The sequence below is a fragment of the Bradyrhizobium sp. USDA 3397 genome, assembly GCF_054060965.1.
The window spans coordinates 6,338,999-6,362,450 of the sequence record NZ_JBSSDS010000001.1; the positions used below are offsets into that span (position 1 = coordinate 6,338,999).

Annotated in this window: 18 protein-coding genes and 2 pseudogenes; 10 read left to right on the forward strand and 10 right to left on the reverse strand. The window is 64.8% G+C overall.

Translation table 11 applies throughout. The annotated features are described in order from the left end of the window. Nucleotides 1-183: 183 nt before the first annotated feature. The 5 genes and pseudogenes from ACVWYQ_RS29345 (at nucleotide 184) to ACVWYQ_RS29365 (ending at nucleotide 7,437) form a co-directional block, all read left to right on the forward strand. Nucleotides 184-2,868 (forward strand): EAL domain-containing protein, encoded by a 2,685-nt coding sequence (locus ACVWYQ_RS29345; RefSeq protein ID WP_404654960.1) that lies wholly within the window; start codon nucleotides 184-186, stop codon nucleotides 2,866-2,868. Nucleotides 2,869-3,005: 137 nt separating this feature from the next. Next, nucleotides 3,006-4,483: pseudogene (locus ACVWYQ_RS29350) on the forward strand (glycerol-3-phosphate dehydrogenase). A 52-nt stretch (nucleotides 4,484-4,535) separates the two neighbouring features. Beyond that, nucleotides 4,536-5,708 (forward strand): ABC transporter ATP-binding protein, encoded by a 1,173-nt coding sequence (locus tag ACVWYQ_RS29355; RefSeq protein WP_456726618.1) that lies wholly within the window; start codon nucleotides 4,536-4,538, stop codon nucleotides 5,706-5,708. Beyond that, nucleotides 5,705-6,620, forward strand: a pseudogene (locus ACVWYQ_RS29360) (ABC transporter permease). The gene ACVWYQ_RS29355 and the pseudogene ACVWYQ_RS29360 overlap by 4 nt, the downstream one beginning before the upstream one ends. 4 nt (nucleotides 6,621-6,624) lie before the next feature. Further along, nucleotides 6,625-7,437, forward strand: coding sequence for an ABC transporter permease (locus tag ACVWYQ_RS29365; RefSeq protein WP_157286887.1), 813 nt, complete (start codon nucleotides 6,625-6,627; stop codon nucleotides 7,435-7,437). Between the two features lie 141 nt (nucleotides 7,438-7,578). On the opposite strand, the gene ACVWYQ_RS29370 is transcribed toward ACVWYQ_RS29365, so the two are convergent. The 4 genes from ACVWYQ_RS29370 to ACVWYQ_RS29385 form a co-directional block, all read right to left on the reverse strand. Further along, nucleotides 7,579-8,430 carry a carbohydrate ABC transporter permease gene (locus ACVWYQ_RS29370; RefSeq protein ID WP_036041159.1) on the reverse strand — a complete coding sequence of 284 codons (852 nt, stop codon included), beginning with the start codon at nucleotides 8,428-8,430 and terminating at the stop codon, nucleotides 7,579-7,581. Then, nucleotides 8,427-9,299: a carbohydrate ABC transporter permease gene (locus ACVWYQ_RS29375; protein ID WP_128264147.1), complete on the reverse strand. Its 873-nt coding sequence runs from the start codon at nucleotides 9,297-9,299 to the stop codon at nucleotides 8,427-8,429. The genes ACVWYQ_RS29370 and ACVWYQ_RS29375 overlap by 4 nt, the downstream gene beginning before the upstream one ends. 93 nt (nucleotides 9,300-9,392) lie before the next feature. Then, nucleotides 9,393-10,778 (reverse strand): ABC transporter substrate-binding protein, encoded by a 1,386-nt coding sequence (locus ACVWYQ_RS29380; protein ID WP_271543023.1) that lies wholly within the window; start codon nucleotides 10,776-10,778, stop codon nucleotides 9,393-9,395. Between the two features lie 203 nt (nucleotides 10,779-10,981). Further along, the gene (locus tag ACVWYQ_RS29385) at nucleotides 10,982-12,874 is read right to left on the reverse strand and encodes an AsmA family protein (protein ID WP_198399966.1); all 1,893 of its coding nucleotides are present in this window, start codon (nucleotides 12,872-12,874) and stop codon (nucleotides 10,982-10,984) included. 288 nt (nucleotides 12,875-13,162) lie between these two features. Here ACVWYQ_RS29385 and ACVWYQ_RS29390 point away from each other — a divergent pair, with 288 nt between their 5' ends. Genes ACVWYQ_RS29390 through ACVWYQ_RS29400 form a run of 3 tightly spaced genes read left to right on the forward strand, consistent with a single transcriptional unit; the run spans nucleotide 13,163 to nucleotide 15,195 of the window. Continuing rightward, nucleotides 13,163-13,870 (forward strand): CoA transferase subunit A, encoded by a 708-nt coding sequence (locus ACVWYQ_RS29390; RefSeq protein WP_035998773.1) that lies wholly within the window; start codon nucleotides 13,163-13,165, stop codon nucleotides 13,868-13,870. A gap of 18 nt (nucleotides 13,871-13,888) precedes the next feature. Further along, nucleotides 13,889-14,539, forward strand: coding sequence for a CoA transferase subunit B (locus ACVWYQ_RS29395; protein WP_035998776.1), 651 nt, complete (start codon nucleotides 13,889-13,891; stop codon nucleotides 14,537-14,539). 20 nt (nucleotides 14,540-14,559) lie between these two features. Further along, on the forward strand, nucleotides 14,560-15,195 hold the full coding sequence (locus tag ACVWYQ_RS29400) for a GNAT family N-acetyltransferase (RefSeq protein ID WP_404546066.1): 636 nt from the start codon (nucleotides 14,560-14,562) through the stop codon (nucleotides 15,193-15,195). A gap of 81 nt (nucleotides 15,196-15,276) precedes the next feature. Here the strand turns inward: ACVWYQ_RS29400 and ACVWYQ_RS29405 are convergent, their stop codons facing one another. The 5 genes from ACVWYQ_RS29405 to ACVWYQ_RS29425 all read right to left on the reverse strand — a co-directional run bounded on the left by ACVWYQ_RS29405 (nucleotide 15,277) and on the right by ACVWYQ_RS29425 (nucleotide 20,706). Then, nucleotides 15,277-16,911 (reverse strand): ABC transporter permease, encoded by a 1,635-nt coding sequence (locus ACVWYQ_RS29405; RefSeq protein ID WP_404546068.1) that lies wholly within the window; start codon nucleotides 16,909-16,911, stop codon nucleotides 15,277-15,279. A gap of 67 nt (nucleotides 16,912-16,978) precedes the next feature. After that, the gene (locus tag ACVWYQ_RS29410; RefSeq protein ID WP_404546070.1) at nucleotides 16,979-18,004 is read right to left on the reverse strand and encodes a Fe(3+) ABC transporter substrate-binding protein; all 1,026 of its coding nucleotides are present in this window, start codon (nucleotides 18,002-18,004) and stop codon (nucleotides 16,979-16,981) included. Nucleotides 18,005-18,168: 164 nt separating this feature from the next. Beyond that, entirely contained in the window at nucleotides 18,169-19,053 is an 885-nt protein-coding gene (locus tag ACVWYQ_RS29415; RefSeq protein ID WP_456726619.1) for an SUMF1/EgtB/PvdO family nonheme iron enzyme, read from the reverse strand. 52 nt (nucleotides 19,054-19,105) lie between these two features. Continuing rightward, complete coding sequence (gene nirK, locus ACVWYQ_RS29420) at nucleotides 19,106-20,203, reverse strand: copper-containing nitrite reductase (RefSeq protein ID WP_456726620.1); 1,098 nt, start codon at nucleotides 20,201-20,203, stop codon at nucleotides 19,106-19,108. A 302-nt stretch (nucleotides 20,204-20,505) separates the two neighbouring features. Beyond that, a complete protein-coding gene (locus ACVWYQ_RS29425) occupies nucleotides 20,506-20,706 on the reverse strand; it encodes a hypothetical protein (protein WP_404546076.1) in 201 nt (66 codons plus the stop codon). 164 nt (nucleotides 20,707-20,870) lie between these two features. On the opposite strand from ACVWYQ_RS29425, the gene hemN reads away from it, so the two are divergent. Together hemN and ACVWYQ_RS29435 are read left to right on the forward strand one after the other, a co-directional pair. Continuing rightward, on the forward strand, nucleotides 20,871-22,223 hold the full coding sequence (hemN, locus tag ACVWYQ_RS29430; protein WP_404546078.1) for an oxygen-independent coproporphyrinogen III oxidase: 1,353 nt from the start codon (nucleotides 20,871-20,873) through the stop codon (nucleotides 22,221-22,223). A 179-nt stretch (nucleotides 22,224-22,402) separates the two neighbouring features. Continuing rightward, a complete protein-coding gene (locus ACVWYQ_RS29435; RefSeq protein ID WP_157286877.1) occupies nucleotides 22,403-22,600 on the forward strand; it encodes a DUF1858 domain-containing protein in 198 nt (65 codons plus the stop codon). A 109-nt stretch (nucleotides 22,601-22,709) separates the two neighbouring features. Here the strand turns inward: ACVWYQ_RS29435 and ACVWYQ_RS29440 are convergent, their stop codons facing one another. Then, entirely contained in the window at nucleotides 22,710-23,420 is a 711-nt protein-coding gene (locus ACVWYQ_RS29440) for a Crp/Fnr family transcriptional regulator (protein ID WP_271543041.1), read from the reverse strand. Between the last annotated feature and the right edge of the window lie 32 nt (nucleotides 23,421-23,452).

Sequence of the window (23,452 nt, forward strand, 5' to 3'; positions counted from 1 at the left end):
TGGAAGCACCGGTGGCGCACGGTCCGGATGCGGCGGCGCAAGCGGGGCTTCCGTTAAGAAGTCGTTTATCATGTCAGGGCAATTGCCGCATTTTATGTCACATTATTCTGTTGTGCCCACAGGCGTTTACCCGATCCAAACCCGCGAGGCCAGACAATCCGACGTTGAAATCGCGGGTGGCTGATGGCTGAGAAGAACTGGCACGTGGGCAGCACGCTTTCGATTGCTGTGCACGCCCTCCTATGCCTGGCCGTTACGGGCGCGCCTGCGCGCGCCTTTGCGGCATCGGACAGACTTGCCGTTCCGGGCGATCTCACCAGGCTTGATCCCGGCGTGATCTGGGAAGCCCTCATCGCGGGCATCGTGGTCTGCTCGTTCCTCGCCGCGATCGGGCTGTGGATCCATTCCTCGCTGCGCCGGTCCAGCCGTTTGCAGCTGCGTCGCAACGCCTTCATCTCCTCCGCCATGAACAACCTCAACCAGGGCGTGGTGATGACGGATGCGCAGCGCCGCGTCATCTTCTGCAATGACCGCTATCTCGAGATCTATGGCCTGACGCGATCCGACCTCCGGCCCAACATGACCGGTTGCGACATCCTGAGGCTGCGCCGCGAGCGCGGAGTGCTCGGCGTCACCGATGACGAATTTTACGAGAAGGCATCGAGCGCCAATGGCCTGACCACGGAACTGCCGGACGGACGGGCCATCCTGGTGAAGTATTTCGTGTTGCCGAACGGCGGCTCGGTGGCGACCCACCTCGACGTCACCGAGCAGCGCAACCTGTCGCGGCAGCTCGCCTCCACCAAGCAGTTCCTGGAATCGGTGCTCGATCATGTGCCGGCCTGCGTGGCGGCCAAGAACATCGAGGACGGCTGCTACATTTTCGCCAACAGCGCCTATGAGAAGTTCTGGGGATTGTCGCGGGACTTCGCCGTCGGCAGGAATGCACGGGAGCTGTTTGCGTCGGCCTCGGCGGCCAGCATCGAGGCCGCTGACCAGGCGGCGCTCAATTCACCGGATGGCCAGCACCGCAATGAGTTCGAGGTGGATCGTGCCGGCGCGCGGCGCATGGTCGCCTCGATCCGGATCGTGGTCCGCAACGAGAGCAACAAGCCCGAATTTCTGCTCATCCTATTCGAGGACATCACCGACCGCCGCTCGCTGTCGCAGGAGCTGGAGAGCACCAAGAAGTTCCTCGAGCTCGTGGTCGACAACATCCCGGTCGCGTTGATCGTGGAGCAGGTCAAGGATGGCCGCTATCTGCTCGCCAACCGCAGCGCGGAGACGATCCTCAACCGCAGGCGCGAGGAAGCCACCGGCCTGACCGCGTCCGACATCTTCAACGCCAAGGAAGCCAAGCTGATCGTCGCGCGCGACGAGGCCGCGATCAGGAAGCGCGGGATGATCACCGAGGAGCATCCGATCTCCACCAAGAACGGCCTGCGGCTGTTCCTCACCCGCCGCGCCACCGTGCTCAATGACGCCGGCGAGCCGCAATATCTGATCAAGACCCACGAGGACGTCACCGACCGCCGGCAGACCGAGTCGCGCATGGCGCACATGGCCTATCACGACGGCCTCACCGATCTGCCGAATCGCGCCGCCTTCCTGCAGGCTCTGACCCAGATGATCGAGGCTTGCGAGGGCACCCGCGAGGAATTCGCCGTGCTCTGCGTCGACCTCGACGGCCTTAAGGAGGTCAACGACGTCTTCGGCCATGCGCTCGGCGACAAGCTCCTGATCGAGGTCGCCCATCGGCTCCAGGATTCCGCACGCGGCGGCGTGGTGGCGCGCCTGTCCGGGGACGAGTTCGGCCTGATCATCGACGGCAAGCAGCCCGAGGCCGGCCTCGCGCTGGCGCGGCAGATCGGCGAAGCCGTCGCGAAGGATTTTCAGATCGACGGCCGGCCGGTCCGCGCCGGCATCACCACGGGCATGTCGGTCTTCCCCCACAATGGCACCGATGGCGCCTCGCTGCTCGCCAATGCCGGCGCGGCGCTGTTCCGCGCCAAGCAGAAGTCGCGCGGCACGATCAGCCTCTACCAGCCCGAGATGGACCAGCAGATCCGCGACCGCCGCGTGCTGCACCAGGACCTCTCCATGGCGGTCAAGAACGGCGAGCTCTCGCTCGCCTTCCAGCCGCAGGGGGCCGCGGGCCACAGCGTCGCCGAGAGCGAGATCATCGGCTTCGAGGCGCTGGCGCGCTGGCAGCATCCCGTGCGCGGCCAGGTTTCGCCGGCCGAATTCATTCCCATCGCCGAGGAGAGCGGCCTCATCGTCGAAATGGGCGAGTGGATCCTGCGCGAGGCCTGCCGCGAGGCGGCGTCCTGGCCGAAGCCGCTGCAGGTCGCGGTCAATCTGTCGCCGGCGCAGTTCATGCACGGCGACGTGGTCGGCCTCGTCCATTCGATCCTGATCGAGACGGGCCTTGCACCCGGCCGGCTCGAGCTCGAGATCACCGAAGGCGTTCTGATCGAGGATTTCGATCGCGGCCTTGCGCTGCTGCGCCGCCTGAAGGCGCTCGGCGTGCGCATCTCCATGGACGATTTCGGCAGCGGCTATTCCTCGCTGAGCTATCTCCAGGCGTTTCCGTTCGACAAGATCAAGATCGACCGCGCTTTCATCATCAATCTCGGCCGCAACCCGCAATCGGCGGCGATCGTGCGCGCCGTCATCGACCTCGGCCACGGCCTCGAAATGTCGATCATCGCCGAGGGCGTCGAGACGCTCGACCAGCTCGCCTTCCTCGCCAAGGAAGGCTGTGACGGGGTACAGGGCTATCTGCTCGGCAAGCCTTTGCCGATCGGCAAATATGCCGGGCTCATCGGCCGCGCCGAAGCCATGGAGCTTGCGCTGAAGACCGGTTAGAGCGTTTTCGAGCGAAGTGGACATCGGCTCGCGTCGAGAAAACGCGTCAGAATATGAATCTAGAGCCACCGTTCCGATTTCATCGGAACGGAAATCGCTCTAGTGATGGGAGTGCTTCGCTCCCATTCGACGGCTTCATGGCGGACTACGACCTCGCGATCATCGGCGGCGGCCTGAACGGCGTCAGCCTCGCCCGCGATGCGGCGGGCCGTGGCCTGCGGGTGATCCTGTTCGAGCAGGGCGATCTCGGCGGCGCGGCGTCGTCGGCCACACCGCGGCTGATCCACGGCGATCTCTCGGTGCTGGAGCGCCGCGGCTTTTGGCGGGTGCGCCGGGCACTGGCCGAGCGCCGGACCTGGCTCGCCATCGCGCCGCATCTGGTGCGGCCGGTGCGTTTCGTGATTCCTGCACATGTGGACGAGCGTCCGCCGTGGCTGCTGCGGGCCGGCCTGTTTCTTTATGACGTCCTCGCCGGCCGGAGCGGCCTGCCCGGATCGAAGACCCTCGACATCACCCATCACCCGGTCGGCAACGCGCTGAAACGCCCGTTCGGCACGGCGTTCGAATATTCGGACTGTATCGTCGACGATTCCCGCCTTGTCGTGCTCACTGCGCTGGACGCCGCCGAGCGCGGTGCGACGATCCGGACCGGGGCGCGCTGCGTGCGTGCCGACCGAACCGACATCTGGCGGCTCGCCGTGGTCGATCGCGGCCACCGCCGCTCCGTTACAGCAAGGGCGCTGGCCAATACCAGTGGCGGCTGGACCTCGATCGTCGCGGAGACGGTCCTGCGCCAGCCGCAGCCCGCCGCGACGGCCATGCAGATGAGCCAGATCATCGTGCCCAGGCTGTTCGATTCAGACAATGTCTACGTCTTCCAGAACAACGACGGGCGGCTGATCTTCGCAAGCCCGTTCGAGCGCGCGTTCACGCTGATCGGCACGGTCACGCACGATTTCACCGGCGACCCCGCCATCGTGGCGGTGCGAGGGGCCGATGTCGGTTATCTCTGCGAAGCGGCGAGCCGCTACTTCCGCGAGCGCGTCGCCCCGACCGACGTGGTCCGGGCGGTCTGCGGCGTCAATCTGAGGCCGGCGTCGGCGCCGCAACGCGAGGGCACAACCCGTTCCACGCGCGCCGGCGCAAGGCACCGCTGATCACGATGTTCGGCGGCGACCTCACCACCGCGCGCCGGCGCGCCGAGCGGGCGATGACGAAGCTGACGCCGTTCTATCCGATGTCGCCGCCCTGGACCGCCGGTGCAGCGCTGCCCGGTGGAGATTTCGCCTGGGATCGTTTCGACACCGAGGTCGACCTGGCACGCGAGCGCTGGCGCTTTCTGTCCGAGCCGGAAGCCCAGCGCCTGGTCGCGGCCTACGGCTCGCGATTGGCGGCCGTGCTCGGTGAAGCAACGACACGCGAAGAGCTTGGCCCTGCCTTCGGCCCCGAGTTGACCGGCGCCGAGGTGCGCTATCTCATGGCCCACGAATGGGCGCGGTTTCCGGATGACGTTCTGTGGCGCCGTTCCAAGCTGGGCCTGACAATGCCTGCGGCGGACCGTGAGGCGCTGGCGGCGTTCATGGCGGATGTGAACGATTCACCCCGAACCGGTTGAGCTAAACACGATCGGCCGCTAGCGTGCGGCGGAATCGGGGTTGGCAGGGACCATGGCGGAAGAATTGCCCGGAACGAACGTTGCGGCTGAAACGGCTGGCGGAGACGCATGTCCCGCGGCCGGCCAGCCGTTGCTGCGCATCGAGGGCGTCGCCAAGACCTTTGGCACGTTCCGCGCCGTCGACGGCGTGTCGCTCGATATCAAGGCCGGCGAGTTCTTCGCGCTGCTCGGCCCGAGCGGCTGCGGCAAGACCACGCTCTTGCGCATGCTCGCGGGCTTCGAGGCGCCGGACGAGGGGCGTATCCTGCTCGGCGGCCAGGATATCGCGCAGGCGCTGCCGCACGAGCGCCCGATCAACATGATGTTCCAGAACTATGCGCTGTTCCCGCATCTGTCGGTGCGCGACAACATCGCCTTCGGCCTGAAGCGCGCCGGCATGCCGCGGGCCGACATCGCCACGCGCGTGGCGGAGATGGTGGCGCTGGTCAAGCTCCAAGGATTGGAAAAGCGCAAGCCGGACCAACTGTCCGGCGGTCAGCGCCAGCGCGTAGCGCTCGCCCGCGCATTGGCGCGCCGCCCGCAGCTCCTGCTGCTCGACGAGCCGCTCGCAGCGCTCGACAAGAAGCTGCGCGAAAACACACAAGCCGAGCTGATGGAGCTGCAGCGGCGGCTCGGCATGACCTTCATCATCGTCACCCACGACCAGGAGGAGGCGATGACGATGGCTGATAGAATCGGCGTGATGAACGCCGGAAAGCTCGCCCAGGTCGCGAGCCCCCGCGAGCTCTACGAGGCGCCGCGCTCGCGCTGGATCGCCGAGTTCGTCGGCGACATCAACCTGTTCGACGGCGAGTCCAAATTGCGCGACGGCCATCGTCTCGTCATCGGCACGCCTGATGCGGGGGCGCTGGTGGTGGCCGAGCCGCGCGAGGCGGTCGGCACCGGAAAACTGGCGGTCGCGATCCGCCCCGAGAAGGTCAAGCTGTCGCGCCGCGGCCCGGTCAACGAGGCCGGTCGCGAGACCGCGATCAACACCCTCGACGGCGTGATCGCCGACATCTGCTATCTCGGCGGCACCACCACCTACAAGGTGAAGCTCGACACCGGCGGGATGCTGCAGGCGTCGGTCGCCAACAGCGCGCGGCTCGACGTCGATGCCTACAGCCTGAACCAGCATGTCGTCGCCTGGTTCACGCCTGACGATTGCGTGGTGCTGCAATCATGAGCTCGCGCCGCATCTTCGCAAAGCCGGCGCGCTTCGCGGCCATCGCGCCCTATGTCTGGATGATGCTGTTCTTCCTGGTGCCGTTCGGCTTCGTGCTCAAGATCAGCCTGTCGCAGACCGCGATCGCGCAGCCGCCTTATGAACCGGTGTTCGACCTGACGGCCGGATGGCACGCGCTGAGGACGGCGTTCGCTGCGCTCTCGGTCGATAATTTCAAGCTGCTCGTCTCCGACGACATCTACGTCTTCGCCTATGTGCGCAGCCTCACCGTCGCGGTCACCGCGACCGCCCTGCTGCTCCTGATCGGCTATCCCATCGCCTATGGCATGGCGCGGCTGCCCAAGCGCTGGCAGGCCGTGGCGATGGTGCTGGTGATCGTGCCGTTCTGGACCTCGTTCCTGATCCGCATCTACGCCTGGATCAACATCCTCCAGCACGACGGCCTGCTGAACCAGGTCCTGCTGGCGCTGCATCTGGTCAGCCAGCCCGTGGTGTGGCTCTCCACCGACACCGCGATGTATATCGGCATCGTCTATTCCTATCTGCCGTTCATGATCCTGCCGCTCTACGCGACGCTCGCCAAGATGGAGCCGGCGCTGGAGGAGGCGGCCGCCGATCTCGGCGCGCCGCCCTGGCAGGTGTTCTGGCTCGTCACCTTCCCGCTGTCGCTGCCCGGCGTCGGCGCCGGCGTGCTCTTGTGCTTCATCCCGATCGTCGGCGAGTTCGTGATTCCGGATCTCCTGGCCGGCTCCAACTCGCTGATGATCGGCCAGACCCTGTGGCTCGAATTCTTCACCAACAAGGACTGGCCGGTTGCCCTCCGCTGCGGCGATCGTGTTGCTGGTCGTGCTGCTGGTGCCGCTCTTGGCGTACGAGCGGCTGCAGAAGCGGCAGCTGGAACAGGGAAGGTAGCGCGATGCGCAAGGTCTCCCGCCTGTCCCGCTTCAACATCGCCTCGCTCGCACTGGGGCTGGCGTTCCTCTATTTGCCGATCCTGATCCTCGTTCTCTACTCCTTCAACGCCTCGCGCCTGGTGACGGTGTGGGGCGGCTGGTCGCTGCGCTGGTATCATGAGTTCTTCAACGACCGCGCCATGATCGAGGCGGCCTGGATGAGCCTGCGGGTTGCGGTCGCCTCCGCGACCATTGCGACGCTGCTCGGCACGCTCGCGGCGGTGGCGCTGTCGCGCGGTGAGCGCTTTCGCGGACGCACCCTGTTCTCCGGCATGCTCTACGCCCCACTGGTGATGCCGGAGGTGATCACCGGGTTGTCGCTGCTCTTGCTGTTCGTCGCGCTGAACGCCGAGCGCGGTTTCTGGACGGTGACCATCGCCCACACCACGCTGACCATGTGCTTCGTCGCGGTGGTCGTGCAGTCGCGCCTCGGCTCGCTCGATCGCTCGCTGGAGGAGGCGGCGATGGATCTCGGCTGCAATCCCGTCGGTGCGTTCGTGGCCGTGACGCTGCCGCTGATTGCGCCGGCGATCGTCGCGGGCTGGATGCTGGCGTTCACGCTGTCGCTCGACGATCTCGTGATCGCGAGCTTCACCACCGGCCCCGGCTCGGCGACGCTGCCGATCCGCATCTATTCGGAGGTGCGGCTCGGCGTGAAGCCCGAGATCAACGCGATCTGCACGCTGGTGATCGCGCTGATCGCGGTCGTCATCGTCATCGCCTCGCTCGCTTCGAAGCTGTCGAGCTCGCAGGGCGAGAGCGCTGCGCCGCTGTGAGGCCCTGCTGTCATTGCGAGGAGTTCTTGCGACGAAGCAATCCAGTCTGTCTCTGCAGAGGTAGTCTGGATTGCTTCGCGGAGCCTGTCATCGGGCCGCGCTCCGCGCGGACCCGGTGGCTCGCAATGACGAAAGAAGAGCTTACGACTTCACCGCACCCGCCGTGAGCCCGCCCACCATGTAGCGGCGGAAGGCGTAATAGACCGCGGCCGGCGGCAGCGCGTAGATGAAGCCGGTGGTCATCAGCAGCTCCCAGGGCGAGTCGTCGGCGGCGAGGAAGTTGCCGAGCGCGACGGGGAGCGTGATATCGCGGTCGTTCGACAGCAGCAGGAACGCGTAGAGATATTCGTTCCAGGCCAGCAGCACCGCATAGGTGCCGATCGCGACCAGCGAGGGCATCATCAGCGGCAGGTAGACCAGGCGGAAGATCTGCAGCGTGGTGGCGCCGTCCATCACCGCGGCCTCGTCCAGCTCCACCGGCAGCTTGTCGGAGGCCTGCTTCAGCACCCAGATCGCGTAAGGCGAGGCGATCGTCACCATGGCCAGAATCAACGACCAGTGATTGTTGAGCAGGCCGTAATTGCCCATGGTGCGATACATCGGCACCGCGAGGAACGCCGCAGGAATGAAATAGGTGAACAGCGCGAGGTTCAGCACCGCGCGTCCGCCCGGCACCTTCAGCCGCGAGATCGAGAACGCGGCGGCGGTGGCGATGAACAGCGTCAGCACGCCCACGGAGACTGCGATCAGCGTCGAATTCCAGAACTGGGCGTAGAAGTCGCGCAGGAAATAGTGCTGCTGCTTGAACACGATCTCGAAGTTGTGCAGCGTCGGATGGTCCGGCCACAGCTTGCCCGAGAACGCGTCCTCCTTCGGAGAGATCGCGAACAGGAACATGTGGTAGATCGGGATCATCGTCCACAGGAAGACGGGAATGCCGATCAGCAGCAGCCGCGCTTCCGTCGCGACGTCACGGAGAGAGGGGAGCTTCATCGCGACAACCGTTTCATCATGAAGTAAACGAGCGGCAGCACGAACGGCATCGCGCAGACGATGGATGCCATCGCAAGCGAGAGCTGGTCGAGCCGGAGATAGCGGATGCCGAGCGTCGCCAGCACGTGCGTGAGGTCGGCAGGTCCGCCGCCGGTGAGCAGGTAGACGCTGTTGAAATCGCCCAGCGTCCAGATCATCGAGAGCAGCGTGCAAGTGACGTAGAGCGTCTGCATCGAGGGCCAGGTGATGTAGCGGAATTTCTGCCACCAGCTGGCGCCGTCGACCTCCGCGGCTTCGAACAGATCGTGCGAGATCGCAAGGCGCCCGGTGATCAGGATCAGCGTCCAGAACGGCAGCGACTTCCAGATGTGCACGGCGATCGCCATGCACAGCGCGACGGTCGGGTCGTTCAGCCAGTTCGGGCCGTCATCGCCGGTCAGGGAGAAGATGAATTGGTTGACCATGCCCCATTCGGGATTGAGCATGAAGCGCACCGACAGGATGGTCGGGATCGACGGCACCGCCCAGGGCAGGATGAAGATCACCGAGAGCCATCTGATCCAGGTGCGCTGCTGCGCGAAAAAGCCGGACAGGAACAGCGCGATCATCATCTTGATGTTGATGCCGACGACCAGGAAGATCAGCGTGTTGACGGCAGCACGCGCGAAGATCGGGTCGTGATACAGCGCCACATAGTTCGCCGGATCGCGTGCCAGCCAGAGCCCGTAGCAGACGGGATAGACGACAAAGGCAAGGAAGACGAGCAGATAGGGTGTTAGCAGGATGATGCCCCAGACCTGCGCTGGGGTCAGCCGCGACGACAGGGGCGGGCCGGGTATTGCCTGATCGCCAGAGAGGGTGATCGCCATTCTTTCGGACTCTTCAAAGAGAAGCCGGCCGCGAAACGCGGCCGGTGTGTTGTTGCACTCTCCGCCGTGATGCGGAGAGAAGGGGCGGACGACTTAGCCCGCGACCTGCTTGATGCGGGCGATCAGCTCGTCGACGGCCTTGTCGACCGGAACCTTTTCGCTGACGACGCGGTTCATCGCCTTCGCCCACACGTTCTCGTTGTTCAGAATGGTGAACTTCCAGTTCTTGGTGAAGTCGAACTGAGAGGTGCCGCCCTTGAACTGCGTGTAGACGGCCTTGCGGTGCTTGTCAGCCTGCCAGAACGGGCTTTCCTGGCTTTCCTTCGTCACCGGGAACCAGCGGCCGAGCGCGCCCTCGATGTAGGGACGGATGTTCTCTTCCTGGAGCAGGAAGTTGAGGAACTGCTTGCCCTCGGCCTTGTTCTTGGCCGCGGTGAAGATCAGACCCGTCTTGACGTCCGAGCGATACTGGATGGTCGAGCCATCGGGAGCCTTGGGGAAAGATGCCGTGACGATGTCCTGCTCATAGGCCTTCTTGCCGGCCTCGCGCTGTTCCGGCGTGACGTTCTGATTCTGTGATTCCTCGTACCATTTCGCCGCGATCGAGATCGTGAAGTTGTGGGTCATCACGATGGTCTTGTTGTGGAAGGCGACGTTGTTGTCCGGGTCCTTCCAGGTGGTCGCGGAGGGCGGGGCGCAGCCCTTGACGTAGGTGTCGGTGTAGTCCTTCAGCGCCTTGATCAGGCCGTCGCGGACCTTGGGGTCGTCGACCAGCAGCTTGCCGTCGTCGTCGACGAGCTTGACGTGGTAGGCGTCCATGAAGGTGTAGAACGATTGGAACGAGTCGGTGGATTCCACGCCCATCGGCTGGCCGACGGCATAGATGCGCTGGCCTGTGGCCTTACGGATCGCCGGCTGCACCTTGTCGCACCAGAAGCTCCAGTAGCCGGTCCAGTCGTTCGGGATGTCACTCTGCTTGAAGCCGGCTTTCTCCAGCATGTCGCCCCAGATTTGGACGTGCATGCTCTGCTGCTTCAGCGGGAAGCCGTAATAGGCCTTCTTCTTGGCGACGTCGTTGTAGAGGATCGAGGCGTCCAGCGTGTTCTGCACGAACCGGCCCTTGATCGGGTCCATGACATCGGTGAGGTCCTCGAGCTTGCCCTCATAGGCCCACTTGCCCTGCACCTGCACGTCGTAGCTGTCGGAATAGGCGACGTCGGGCACGGTGCCGGCATCGAGCGCTGCGACGGTCTTCGGAATCATGTCCTGGATCGCGTACTGCGACAATTCGACTTTGATGCCGGTCTTGGCTTCAAACTTCTTGATCGTCTCGGCGAGCGCTTCGTCCTCGGACTTGTAAAAGCCTTTGACCCACCAGACCGTGATCGTCTTTTGTTGCGCAAATGCGGGCGCAGTGGCGGCAAACAGCCCGACCGCAGCGACCGCCAATGAAACTGCGCCAATAACCTTGGATTTCACGTTTTTCTCCCTCAAACGGCCGGTGTTTTAACCGGTCGTATAAAACACTAGCGCATGGTGGTAGCGCAATCAACGCATCTTGTCGGACCAAGGTCGTAGCGTTTCAACTGCGGAGATGCATCATGCGCGCATCGATCCAATCGCCGCATCAATTCACCACGATCAATTCGCGATCATCGGGCAGCGGCAGAGGAACGCGATCCTCAGTTGGACTTCGCATTCTCCTTGGCGTTCTCGGCTGTCGGCGATCCGTCCTGCGCCGGGCGCTTTCCGCTGCCGGTGATGCGCTGCTTGAGGAGGTCGAGGAACGGAGACGCCGCAGGCGATTGCCGGATCAGGCTTTCGGGATCGGGGAAGATCAGGGGATCGTCCCAGGGGCCCTGCACCATGAAGGGCAATTGAAAGCCGGACGTCGTGTTGAGGCTCGCCACGCCCTTCATGTCGTATTCGCGGGTCGGCACGGAGGCGGTGCCGGTCAGCGTGATCTTGGCCGCCGGGCCCTCGATGCGGATGTCTTCGGCGGTTGCGATGCCGTCGGAGAATTTCACCGAGATCGTGAGCTTGTCGTATGGCGTCGAGCCGTTGCGGAAATTGCCGCCGCCCGACAGCGGCCGCCGCTCCAGCCGCTTCAGCAACTGCTCGGCATTGAAGCCCGCGATCGCGCCGTTATGCCCGGTCACGGTGGCGCTGCCGTCGAGCGACTGCACGAGGCCGAACGGGCTCGAGCCCGAGGCGAAGAGCGAGACGTTGATATTGCCGCGGCCGGACAGCTTGTTGAGGCCGAACAGCTCGGTGGCGCAGGCCTGCAGATCCACGTCGGTGAACTGGAATTGCGCCTTGATGTCGGCGACCGTATCGGACCGCGCGATGCCGAACGAGCCTTTCGCGATACCGCCATAGACCTGCGCCTCGCCGACCGAGAGCGCCAGCGTGCCGTTGCGCAAATTGGCGCCGATCGCGGTGCGGCCGAGCTTGGTGGGCCCGACTGTCAGCTTGGCCGCCGACAGGCGCATGTCGAGGTCGGTGGTCGACAATCCCTGGAGGTCGAACAGCTGCCTGTTCCAGTCGCGCGCGCCGCTCGCGAGCAGGCGGAACGTCGAGATATAAGGTGTGAAGTCGAGCGCGTCGGCGGCGAGCGTGGCCTGCAGCGTCTGCCGGCCGTTATTGGCGTAGGTCATGACGCCTTCGGCGGCATTGCCGTCGAGCTCGACATTGACATTGGTGAGCGCGATCGAGGCGCCGACGACGTTGGCGCGCGCCTTCAGCACGAAGCGGCCGAAGCCGCCGCTGCCGGGCTGCGGCTGCCCGGTCCAGCGCAGCGCATTGCGCAAGGACGGGCTGTCCACCGTGAGCGTGCCCTCCATCATCGGGCTGGTGCGGTTGGCGACGCTGCCGTCGAAGGCGAGCTTGAGCGGCGCGCTGGCGATGCGTGCCTTCAGGCCGGAGCGGTCGCCGGAGAGGGCGGCGACGAAATCGGAAAAGCTGATCGAGCCGTCGACGCGCTCGCCGCGCCAGTCGAACTGCCCGGTCGCGGCAAAGGAGCGGGAGATCGAAGGCCAGGCCAGCGACAGGTCGATGTCGTCCAGCTTCTCGGTGGCACGCGTGGCAACGTCCTCGTAATCGAGCACGCCGTCCTGGATGCGGATTTCGGAGAACGAGACCTGGTTCTCGGCCCCGGGCTTCATGGTCCGTGCGATGGTCTGGATGAAGGGCGTCCAGTTGCTCTCGCCATCCGGCTTCAGGCTGACGTGGATGCGCGGCCGCAGCAGCGTCAGGTCGGCGATCTCGAAACGCTGCAGCAGGAGCGGCAGCAGCCGCAAATTCGCGGTGAGCACGTCGACCTGGAGCGCGGGAGCGCTGGTGCCGCCGCCCTTGAGGCCGACGTCGCGGAAGGAGATATAGCTCGCCGGAAGCACCGAGATCTCGATGCTGCCCGCGACATTGAGCTCGAGCCCGGTGACGTCGCGAATCTGCGCTTCGACCGCCTTGCGCAGCGCGTCGCGGTTGATGAGCCAGGAGGTCGCGATCAGGGCGATCAGCGCGACGCCGAGCAGCGCCGCGATCGGCGTCCCGAGGCGCTTCATTCCTTGGGCCATGGTCAATGGCATGTCCTGATCGGGTTGGTCGTTGGAGCCAGAAGGGCGGGTCGCGAAACGTGTGTGCCGAACGCCCAGATCCTATGGTGTTAAGTACCGCAACTTGATGGGTTTTCTTGACGCTTTCAAGGCCGCTGCTCGGTTATGCCCACGGCATGGGCAGCTTCTATCACCCGGGGGCGGAGCGGAGAACCCCGTATCATTGACGGCTTCGGACGATTTCGCCTAATAATCGCCGCCAATGAGGCGCGACGCCCGCCAGCCGAAGGTTCAGTCGAGGTTTTTTTCATGAACAAGGTCTATCCCGACGCCAAGTCGGCGCTGTCAGGCATTCTAAAAGACAACATGATGATCATGTCGGGCGGCTTCGGCCTCTGCGGCATTGCCGAGGAGCTGTCGGACGCGATCCGGGATTCCGGCGTCAAGGGCCTGACCGTGGTCTCCAACAATGCCGGCGTCGACGGCATCGGCCTCAGCCGCCTGCTCGAAACCCGCCAGATCAAGAAGATGATCTCGTCCTATGTCGGCGAGAACAAGCTGTTCGCCCAGCAATATCTCGCCGGCGAGCTGGAACTCGAGTTCAATCCGCAGGGCACGCTGGCCGAGCGCATCCGCGCCGGCGGCGCCGGCATCCCGGCCTTCTACACCAAGACCGGCGTCGGCACGCTGATCGCCGAAGGCAAGGAAGTGAAGGAATTCGACGGCGAGAAGTACCTGATGGAGCGCGGCCTGTTCGCCGACCTCGCCATCGTGCACGCCTGGAAGGGCGACACCGCCGGAAACCTGATCTACCGCAAGACCGCGCGCAACTTTAACCCGATGATGGCGACCGCCGCGAAGATCACGGTGGCCGAGGTCGAGCATCTGGTTCCCGCCGGTGAACTCAATCCCGACCACATCCACACGCCCGGCATCTTCGTGAAGCGCATCGTCGAGGTCGGCACGGCCAAGAAGCGCATCGAATTCCGCAACACCCGCCCGCGTACCGCCGCTTAAGCGCAACAGGAGACTCACATGGCCTGGACCCGTGAACAGATGGCCGCGCGCGCCGCGAAGGAATTGCGCGACGGCTACTACGTCAATCTCGGCATCGGCATCCCGACGCTGGTCTCGAACTACATCCCCGATGGCATGGACGTCTCCTTGCAGAGCGAGAACGGCATGCTCGGCATGGGGCCGTTCCCCTATGAGGGCGAGGAAGACGCCGATCTCATCAACGCCGGCAAGCAGACGGTGAGCGAGCTGCCGTCGACCTCGTATTTCTCGAGCGCGGATTCCTTCGGCATGATCCGCGGCGGCCACATGGATCTCTCGATCCTCGGCGCCATGCAGGTGGCCCAGAACGGCGATCTCGCCAACTGGATGATCCCCGGCAAGATGGTCAAGGGCATGGGCGGCGCGATGGATCTCGTCGCCGGCGTCAAGCGCGTCGTCGTGGTGATGGAGCATTCGGCCAAGGACGGCCCGAAGCTCCTGAAGAGGTGCAATCTGCCGCTGACCGGCGAGCGCGTCGTCGACATGGTCGTCACTGATCTTGCCGTCTTCACCATCGACAAGCACGGCGATGGCGGCATGGCGCTGATCGAGCTCGCCGACGGCGTCACGCTCGACGAGATCAAGTCCAAGACCGAAGCCGAATTCCGCGTCGCGCTGAAGAACACGTAAGGTCGTCTAAAGGGGCGCGCATGACGATACGGTCCGCGCGTCCCGAAGATGCCGAATTCATCGCACAAACCATCCTGAATTCGATGCGCGGCCACCGGCCGCGCGGCTGGTTCGACGTGGCGCTCGGCTGGCCGGAAGCGGAGTGCCTCGCTTTCGTCACGCGCGTCGCCGTCGCACGGGCGGTGTCGATGTGGCATTTTTCGCAGTTCCTGGTCGCCGAGATTGATGGCAAGCCCGCTGCTGCACTTTGCGCCGTGCCGGCAGCCGGCACCGGACCGGCGGCATGGCGCGCGGTCGAAGAGGTCGGTCTCTCAATTGGGCTGACGGCGTCAGAGCTCGACGCCATCCGCCAGCGCGGTGCCTATTCGCGAGTTTGCTGGGTCCAGGGCGGCGAGGGCGATTGGATGATCGAGCATGTCGCGACCGACCTTGCCTATCGTGGTCGCGGCTTGATGCAGGCGTTGATCGCGCATGCGCTGGACAACGGGCGGGCAGCTGGGTTTGCCCGGGCGACGATATCGTTCCTGATCGGCAACGAGCCGGCCGAGCGCGCCTACGCGAAGGCGGGTTTTGTCTTCGCGGAAGAGAAGCGCGATCCGAATTTCGAGGCAATCATCGGCGCGCCCGGTTTTCGCATGTTCGCGCGGAAGATTTGAGCAGGTTGCAGGCGCCGGCGACAACCAAGCGTTTGCTATCAATTCGTCGAAGCGCCATGAATGTGCGGACGATGTGCCCCTTCAAGCGGGGCCGCTCGGCACCTCGGAGAACCGGGTCAGCCAGGCAACCGGGCCGATGCTCGCGGCGATGATCAGGAGCGCCGCGAGCGCGCCGTCCTCGAAATTGCCGCGGCTTGCGTACTGGTAGATCGACGTGGACAGCGTTTCGACGTTGAGGGGCCGCAGGAGCAGCGTTGCCGGCAGCTCCTTCAGGCAGTCGACGAACATGATGATAACGGCGCCAATCATCGCGGGCCGGAGCAACGGCAGATAGATCTGCCTCAACATGACCCCCTGGCCTGCGCCGACCGCGCGCGCGCTCTCGTCATAGTCGCTCGGAATGCTGTCGAACCCGGCCTTGATCATGCCGACCGGCACAGCCAGAAAACGAATCGTGTAGGCGATCACGACGGCCATCCCGGAGCCAACCAGGACCAGCCCGGGAAGCGAACGTCCGGTCCAGGTCGCGACCGCGCTCAGCGCATTGTCGACCGCCAGGACCGGGGTGAGCAGGCCGAGAGCGATGACGAGGCCCGGCAGCGCGTATCCGGCCTGCGCGATGCTCAGCGCGACATAGCGCACAGGATCCGGCCGTAAGCGATGCGCGATCGTGGTGGCGAGCGCAAGCATCAAGGCCATGAGCGTTGCGAGCCCTGCAAAGGCAAACGAATGGAAGGTGTGGCGCCACAGCAGCGGGTCGAAATTTGCAAGCAGGCCGCGGCCGAGAGCCTGATGCGCCAGATAGAACAGCGGGACCACGAAGCCGATCAGCACCGGCAGCACGCAGACCGCGAACGCGATCGACGCTCTTGCGCCCGACAGCGGGGTTCGCCGCCTCACATGCGGGCTTTCGGCCGAGAATTCGATGCTGGCGTTGCGACGGCCGTAACGCTCCATCGCGATCAGGCCGGCGACGATCGCAAGCATCAGGCATGCGAGCTGCGCTGCACCGGCGAGGCTGCCGCGGTTGAGCCAGGTGGTGAAGATCGAGACCGTCAGCGTGCGGATGCCGAGATATTCGCTGGCTCCGATGTCGTTGAGCGTTTCCAGCGCGACCAGCGCCACGCCGACCGCGAGCGCCGGCCGCGCCATCGGCAGTGAAACGCGCCACAAGATGGTCCATCGGCCGGCGCCCAGCGTCGTGGCCGCTTCCGCAAATTCGGCTGACTGAACCTGGAACGTCGCACGCGCCGAGAGATAGACGTAAGGATAGAGCACGAGCCCGATCACGAAGATGGCGCCCGGCAGCGAGCGGAGGTTGGGCAGAAGGCCGAGAGCATCGCCGAGCGGCAGCCAGGTCGCCAGGGTGCGATGCACCAGGCCCAGCGGTTCGAACAGATCGGCATAGACGTACGCCGCAAGATAGGTCGGAATCGCCAGCGGCAGCGGCATCAGCCACAGCAGCATGCCCCGGCCGGCAAAATCGTGGCGCGACATCACCCACGCAGTGCCGGCGCCGATCAGCAGTGTGACCGCGCCGACCCCGACGAGCAGAAGGGCAGTGTCGAGAAGGGCGGCCGGCAACACGTAGTTGATCAGGTCGTGCCACACATCGGACGCCGGCTGCAGAGCCAGCGCAACGATCGAGATCACGGGCGCCGCGACCAGGATCGCGGTTGCGATCGCGATGGCGGTTGCGGCGCGACCGGCGCGCACACGGCCCCTCGATCGAGGCCGTGTGCTCGTAGCTTCCAGCAGTTCGATAGACGTGGGCCGCCAGAGATCAGTTGTCAAAGCCGACCTTATCCACCAGCGAGGCCGCAGCCTTGCGGTTGGCGGCGATCTTTGCGATCGGCAACGGATCCGGGACGAGCTTGCCGTAGCCGGCGATGGTCGCATTGACGGCGACACCGCTCCGAACCGGATATTCGTAGTTCTGGTCGGCATACATCTGCTGCGCCTGCTCGCTGACGAGCCACTCGATCAGCTTGGTACCGTTGGCCTTGTTGGGCGCGTTCTTGGCGAGCAGCACGCCGGAGAGGTTGACGTGGGTGCCGCCACCCTCGAAGGTCGGCAGGATAACGCGGGTCGCCTCCGCCCACGGCTTCTTCTCGGGATCGTTGTTCATCATCAGCGCCCAGTAATAGGTGTTGCCGATGCCGATATCGCATTTGCCGGCGGCGACGTCACGCGCGGCTTCGCGATCGCCGCCCGACGGCTTCTGTGCGAGATTGGCCTTCAGGCCGCGCAGCCATTCCTCGGCCTTGGCCTCGCCGTACTTGGCCGCGTAGGCCGCGAACAGCGCGTTGTTATAGATGTGCTGGCCCGAGCGAATGCAGATCTTGCCCTTCCACTTGGGATCGGCGAGCTCCTCATAGGTGATCTTGTCCTGCTTGACGCGATCATTCGAGACATAGATCACGCGCGCGCGCATGGAGATGCCGGCCCAGTGTCCGTCCGGATCGCGATATTGCGCCGGCACGACCTTGTCGACCGCCTCCGACTTGATCGGCTGGGTGACGCCGGCCTGCACGGCCTCGTCGATGCGGCCGATGTCCACCGTCAGCAGCACGTCGGCCGGACTGTTGGCCCCTTCCGCCTTCATGCGCTGCTCCAGACCGGAGCTTGCGGAGACGACGTTGACCTTGATGCCCGTGTCCTTGGTGAACGCATCGAACAGCGGCTGGATCAGCTTGGTCTCGCGGTAGGTATAGACGTTGACCTCGCCATTGGCGGCTGCCTCCGACACGAAAGACGTGGTTAGGCTCAACACCGCCGCAGACGCGGCGAGGACGCGAAGATAGATCATAAGGGCTGCTCCCAGGCGCGAGATTGAACGCCGATTGAGTAGCGCAGGCGGTGAGACAACGTTAGCGACGCGATGTCGCGAGGGCATGAGCTTAGAGCAATTCCAAAGTATCTTTTAGACTCATTCTAATACTGAAGCGACGGTCATGGGAAATGATTGGCGCCCTATGATCCTGCCGGCCACGCTTTGCTCAAGCGCTGCGAGACGCTGGCCAGCCACCACGTCTCCTCGCGCACCAGGCGGAAGCCGAGATTGGCGGGCGGCACGCCCTCGGCGCAGCCGCCGGCACGGGCGTCGCGGATGAAGTCGGTGACATAGGCGCGGTGCGCGCCCTCGGCGACCCTTACACCGCAATTCATGGTCGCGCGGCCGGGATTGCCGGAATCATCGACTCGCGAGCGCACGAAGCACGTCGCGGTCCACTCCCAGACATTGCCGGCGAGGTCTTCGACGCTATGCTCGTTCGGGCCGAACTTGCCGAAGCGATGAGCCGTGGTGTCGGAGAGGTCGCGTTCGGATTCGCGCTCGTAGCGGCTGATCCAGCGCTTCGAAGGGTCGCTTGCATCAACCGGTACCCCGTCATCCCGGAATCTGGAGCCGGCGGCAAAGGCCCATTCCTCGTCGCTCGGCAGGCGGTATTGATGGCCGGTCTTGCGCGACAGCCAGCCTGCATAGGCCTCAGCGTCGTGCCAGCTCACCTGCACTGCGGGACGATCGGGGGCGATTGCGACGTCGCGATCGAGTGCGCGGCAGGCGCCATCCTGCACGCAATGCTGATAGTCGGATGAAGCGACCTGATTCCGCATGATGCGCAGCGGCCGGTTCATCCGGATGGTGCGCATCGGCGCTTCCGCGTGCTGTCCGCCGCGGGTGAAATCGCCGGCCTCGCGATAGGCGAAGCTGCCCGGGGCGACCTCGACCAAGGCCGGCTCGCCGACGGCATGGCGCATCGTCAGCTCCGAGACCAGAGGCGCAACGCCCAGCGGCCCCGCAAGCCCGGCCGCGCAGGCAAGTGCCAGCTTGAGCTTGAATGCGATCAGGACAATCATTCCTCCGCAGAAGGAAAAAAGGGGCCGGCGATGACCGGCCCCTTCATCGCGTCTAGTTGGTGCTGGCAGGAGGTATTTCGGCAGGCGCCTTCACTTGCATCATCAGATCGTCGTTCCACTTGCCTTCGACCTTGAAGTGCGCGGTGGCGCCGAGACTGGCCGTCTCGATCAGATTATGCGTGACATAGGCGTAGATGCCGGGCTGCTGGAACTTGTATAGCGCAGCTCCCGCCGAGCCGCCGCGGATGAACCAGGTCTCGAGCCCGACCTCGGGCGCGTTGCCGAACTTGCCGGTCTCCCAGACATAGTCGCCGTGGCCACCGATCAGATGCGGACGGCTGTCGCGATTGGCCTGCGAGTGCACGATCAGCACGTTCTCGCCGACCTTCGCGGTGAGCGCGTTCTTGCCGGTGAGCGCGCCAACCTTGCCGTTGAACACGACATGGGTCGGGGTCAGCTTCTTCATCACCTCTTCGGTCTCGGTGAAGGCTTCGCCCGGCGATTCGTAGGACTTGAAATTGCCCTTCTCGTCGCGCGGCACGTACATGTCCTGCTCGCCGATATAGTAGACCTTGTCGTATTTCAGCGCGCGGCCCTTGCCGTCGTTCAGCCCCTCGCGCGGCAGCACCAACACGGCACCGTTCATGCCCGAGACGACGTGCCAGGGGGTCATCGGGCCGCCCGGTGCGCAGTGATACACGAACACGCCGGTCTTGGTCGCCTTCCAGCGCAGCACGACCTGCTCCCCGGGATTGATGAGCGTGAGCTCGCCGCCGCCGAGCGCGCCGGTCGCGGAATGGAAGTCGATGTTGTGCGGCATGGTGTTGGTCGCGGGATTGACCAGCGTCAGCTCGACATAGTCACCCTCGTGCACGACCATGAGCGGGCCCGGCATCGAGCCGTTGAACGTCATCGCCTGGAAGGTGGTACCCTTGTCGTCGACGACGACTTTCTTCTCCTCGACCGTCATCCTGAACTCGACGATCTTGGGGCCTTGTGTCGTGGCCTGCTCGTGCGCGTGCACGAAGGGCGGAGCGACCAGCTCCACCTTCTGACGCGGCAGCTTGAGATCGCCGGCGGCGCAAGCCGGGGTCGCCAACATCAGGGCGGTCGCGGCGGCGCTGATCAATGCGGCTCTGCGGGTGAACATCGGAAGCATCCTTCATCTGAAATGGTTTTGATGACGGAGTGCAGTGTGCGCCTGTTACGGAAAGCGTGTTTGTGCTGCGACAAGCTTCCGCCGGATTCACCTCCGCAACAGGACTTGGGTTCTCGAAAGAGAGGGATCGGGCGAGGCCGACTCACCGCGTCCGCAGGCGCGATGCCGATCGGGGCCGCGCGTCAATTCAGCAGCAACTCGTTTGCATGTTCAGACTGCATTGCGATCTCGATCGCCACGGCTCATGCGCGGGGATGAGATCGCAATGCAAGCCTTGACGAAGGTGCGGCCGGTCAGAGCAGGTTCACGGTAAGCCAGACCAATCCCCAGACCGCCAGCGACAGCGCGGTGAAGACGGCGATCGCGGCGGCCAGGGCGCGCACCACGCCGACGGGGGCCGGCGCGGCCGGGACCGGCCGGAAGTCGTCGAAACGCGGGATATGGCCGCGGACGTCGAGCAGGGAGAGAATGAGTTCGAGTGCGAAAAGCCTCATGGCAAACGCTCCGGATGGCCGCGATTTTTCTCACAATGGCCGGGAACCGGCGCCTCCGCTTTGCGCGAGCGCAAAGTCGGGTCCGCCGATCCTGGTTATTTGAGTTCATTCCGTGATTTGCCGCGATGTCTCGCGCGCGGCGGGGATTTACGAATGGGTAACTTATGAGAGCTGATCTTGCGGCGATCTACGGCGAGGAGCGCCTGCCTCGCTACACCAGCTATCCGACCGCACCGCATTTCACACCCGCGATCGGTCCGGACGCCTATGCCCGCTGGCTGGCGGAGCTGCCGGTGGCCGCCAGCGCATCGCTCTATCTGCACGTGCCGTTCTGCCGCGAGATGTGCTGGTACTGCGGCTGCCATACCCAGATCGTCCGCCGCGACGATCTCGTCGCCGGCTACCAGCGGACGCTGCGCGGCGAAATCGCGCTGACCGCCGAAGCCATCGGCCACCGCATCAAGGTCGAGCACATCCATTTCGGCGGCGGTACGCCGACGATCATGGCGCCGGACGCCTTTGCCGAATTGATGGCGACGATGCGCCAGGAATTCTTTGTGCTGCCTTCGGCCGAAATCGCGGTCGAGATCGATCCCCGCACGTTGACCGCGGACATGGTCGAGGCGATGCGGCTCTCCGGCGTCAACCGCGCGAGCCTCGGCGTGCAGAGCTTCGATCCCGTGGTGCAGCGGGCGATCAACCGCGTGCAAAGCTTCGCGCAGACGGCGTCCGTGGTCGAGATGCTCCGCGGCGCCGGAATCGAGGGCATCAATTTCGATTTGATCTACGGGCTGCCGCACCAGACCGTGGCCTCGTGCCTGGAGACGGTGCGGCGCAGCCTCGCGCTCGCGCCCAGCCGCTTCTCGGTGTTCGGCTATGCTCACGTGCCGGACTTCAAGAAGCACCAGCGCATGATCAACGAAGGCGTGTTGCCCGACGGCCTTGCGCGCCACGACCAAGCCTGCGCCATCGCCAATGCCTTGAAAGAGGCCGGCTACGTGCAGATCGGGCTCGATCATTTCGCGCGGCCCGACGATGCCATGGCCGTGGCGTTCGAGCAGGGCACGCTGCGGCGCAACTTCCAGGGTTACACCACCGACCGGAGCGAAGTCCTGCTCGGCTTCGGCGCCAGCGCGATCGGACATCTGCCGCAGGGCTATGTCCAGAACGAGGTACAGATCGGCGCCTATGCGCAGAGCATCGCTGCCGGCCGCCTCGCCACCGCGAAGGGCTATGGCCTCACCGATGACGACCGGCTGCGTGCCGACATCATCGAACGCATCATGTGCGAGTTCGGTGCCGATCTCGGCGACATCTGCGCGCGCCACGGGGCGGAGGCCGACGTCATGCTGAAATCGGCATCGCGTCTGAAGCCGCTGATCTCCGACGGCGTCGTGAGATTGGACGGCGAGCGGCTCGCCGTCGCCGGAGATTCGCGCTTCCTGGTCCGCAGCGTCGCCGCCGCGTTCGATGCGCATCTGGATCCAGGCAAGCGGTTGCACAGTCGGGCGGTGTAGCTCCCTGTCATTCCGGGGCGCGCGAAGCGCGAGCCCGGAATCCATCCTTCCACGCAATCCGTTGCACAATGGATTCCGGGCTCGCGCCAAGCGGCGCGCCCCGGAATGACAAGGCAGCTTGCGCTCCAGCAAAGAAACTCGGTCCCGCGCCGCTATCGTCGATCGGAATGGAGTTGTCCATGCCCTTCCGATCCGACGATCTGGTCGATGACATCATGCATTCGGCGCCGCATACGATCCGCGTGTTTCTCGCCTTCAGGATGGCTTGCGTCGGCTGTCCGATCGCAACCTTCCACACGGTCGATGACGCCTGCCGCGAGCATGGCATCGACCGCGAGAAGTTCCTCGCCGCATTGAGCGAGTGCGTGCCGGCGTGAAACGGTCAGGAAGCGCGCAGGTGTGCGCGGATTCCCGGATGAGGGCGCGCTTGCGTCGTAAGCGCAAGCGCCCCTCACCCTACTATCTTGAGGAGGGATGCTTCGGCTTTCATGCCGCGCCGCTGTCGGCGCTCCGCTCCGCCAGAACCACGATCTTGTGCGGCTCGCGCAGAACGATGCGCTGGCGGCCACTCTCGACGAGGCCCTGGCTCTCCCAGCCACTCAGGATGCGGCTGACGGTGTGCAGCGTGGTGCCCGTCATCTGCGCGATGTCCTGGCGGCTGATCGGGAAGTCGATTTCGATGCCGTGGTCGCGCTTCCTGCCGGACTGCTTGGCGAGGCGCAGCAGCGCGTGCGCGATGCGTTGCTCGACCTGCTGGGTCGACATTTCCAGGATGCGGGTGTGACTTTCCTGCAGCCGCGTGCCGACGGTCTGGAGCGTGTTGGCGGCGAGCGCCGGAAACCGCTCGACCAGCCGCGGCCAGGCCGAGGTTGGCCAGATCAGCACGACGCTGTCGTCGACGGCCATGGCCGTCGCCGGATACCGCGCGGCTCCGATCGCCATCGCGAGACCGAACGTCTCGCCGGGCGCGACATAGCGCACCACGATCTGCTCGCCGGCCGGCGTGGTCTTGGCCGCGCGGACATGGCCGTGCAGCAGCAGGAAGAAGGACTGCGCGTCCGCGCCCTGCTCGAAGATTGCACTGTTCTTGGGATAGCGCGCCGAGCGGGCCTCACGCAGGATCTCGTCGAGAGCTTCCGGCGTCATCCCCGCAAACAGCGGCAGATGCGCAACCAGCGATGTGTCGACCTTGGCCATTCTGCCTCCCTGGCATCGGGGAGTGTGATGGC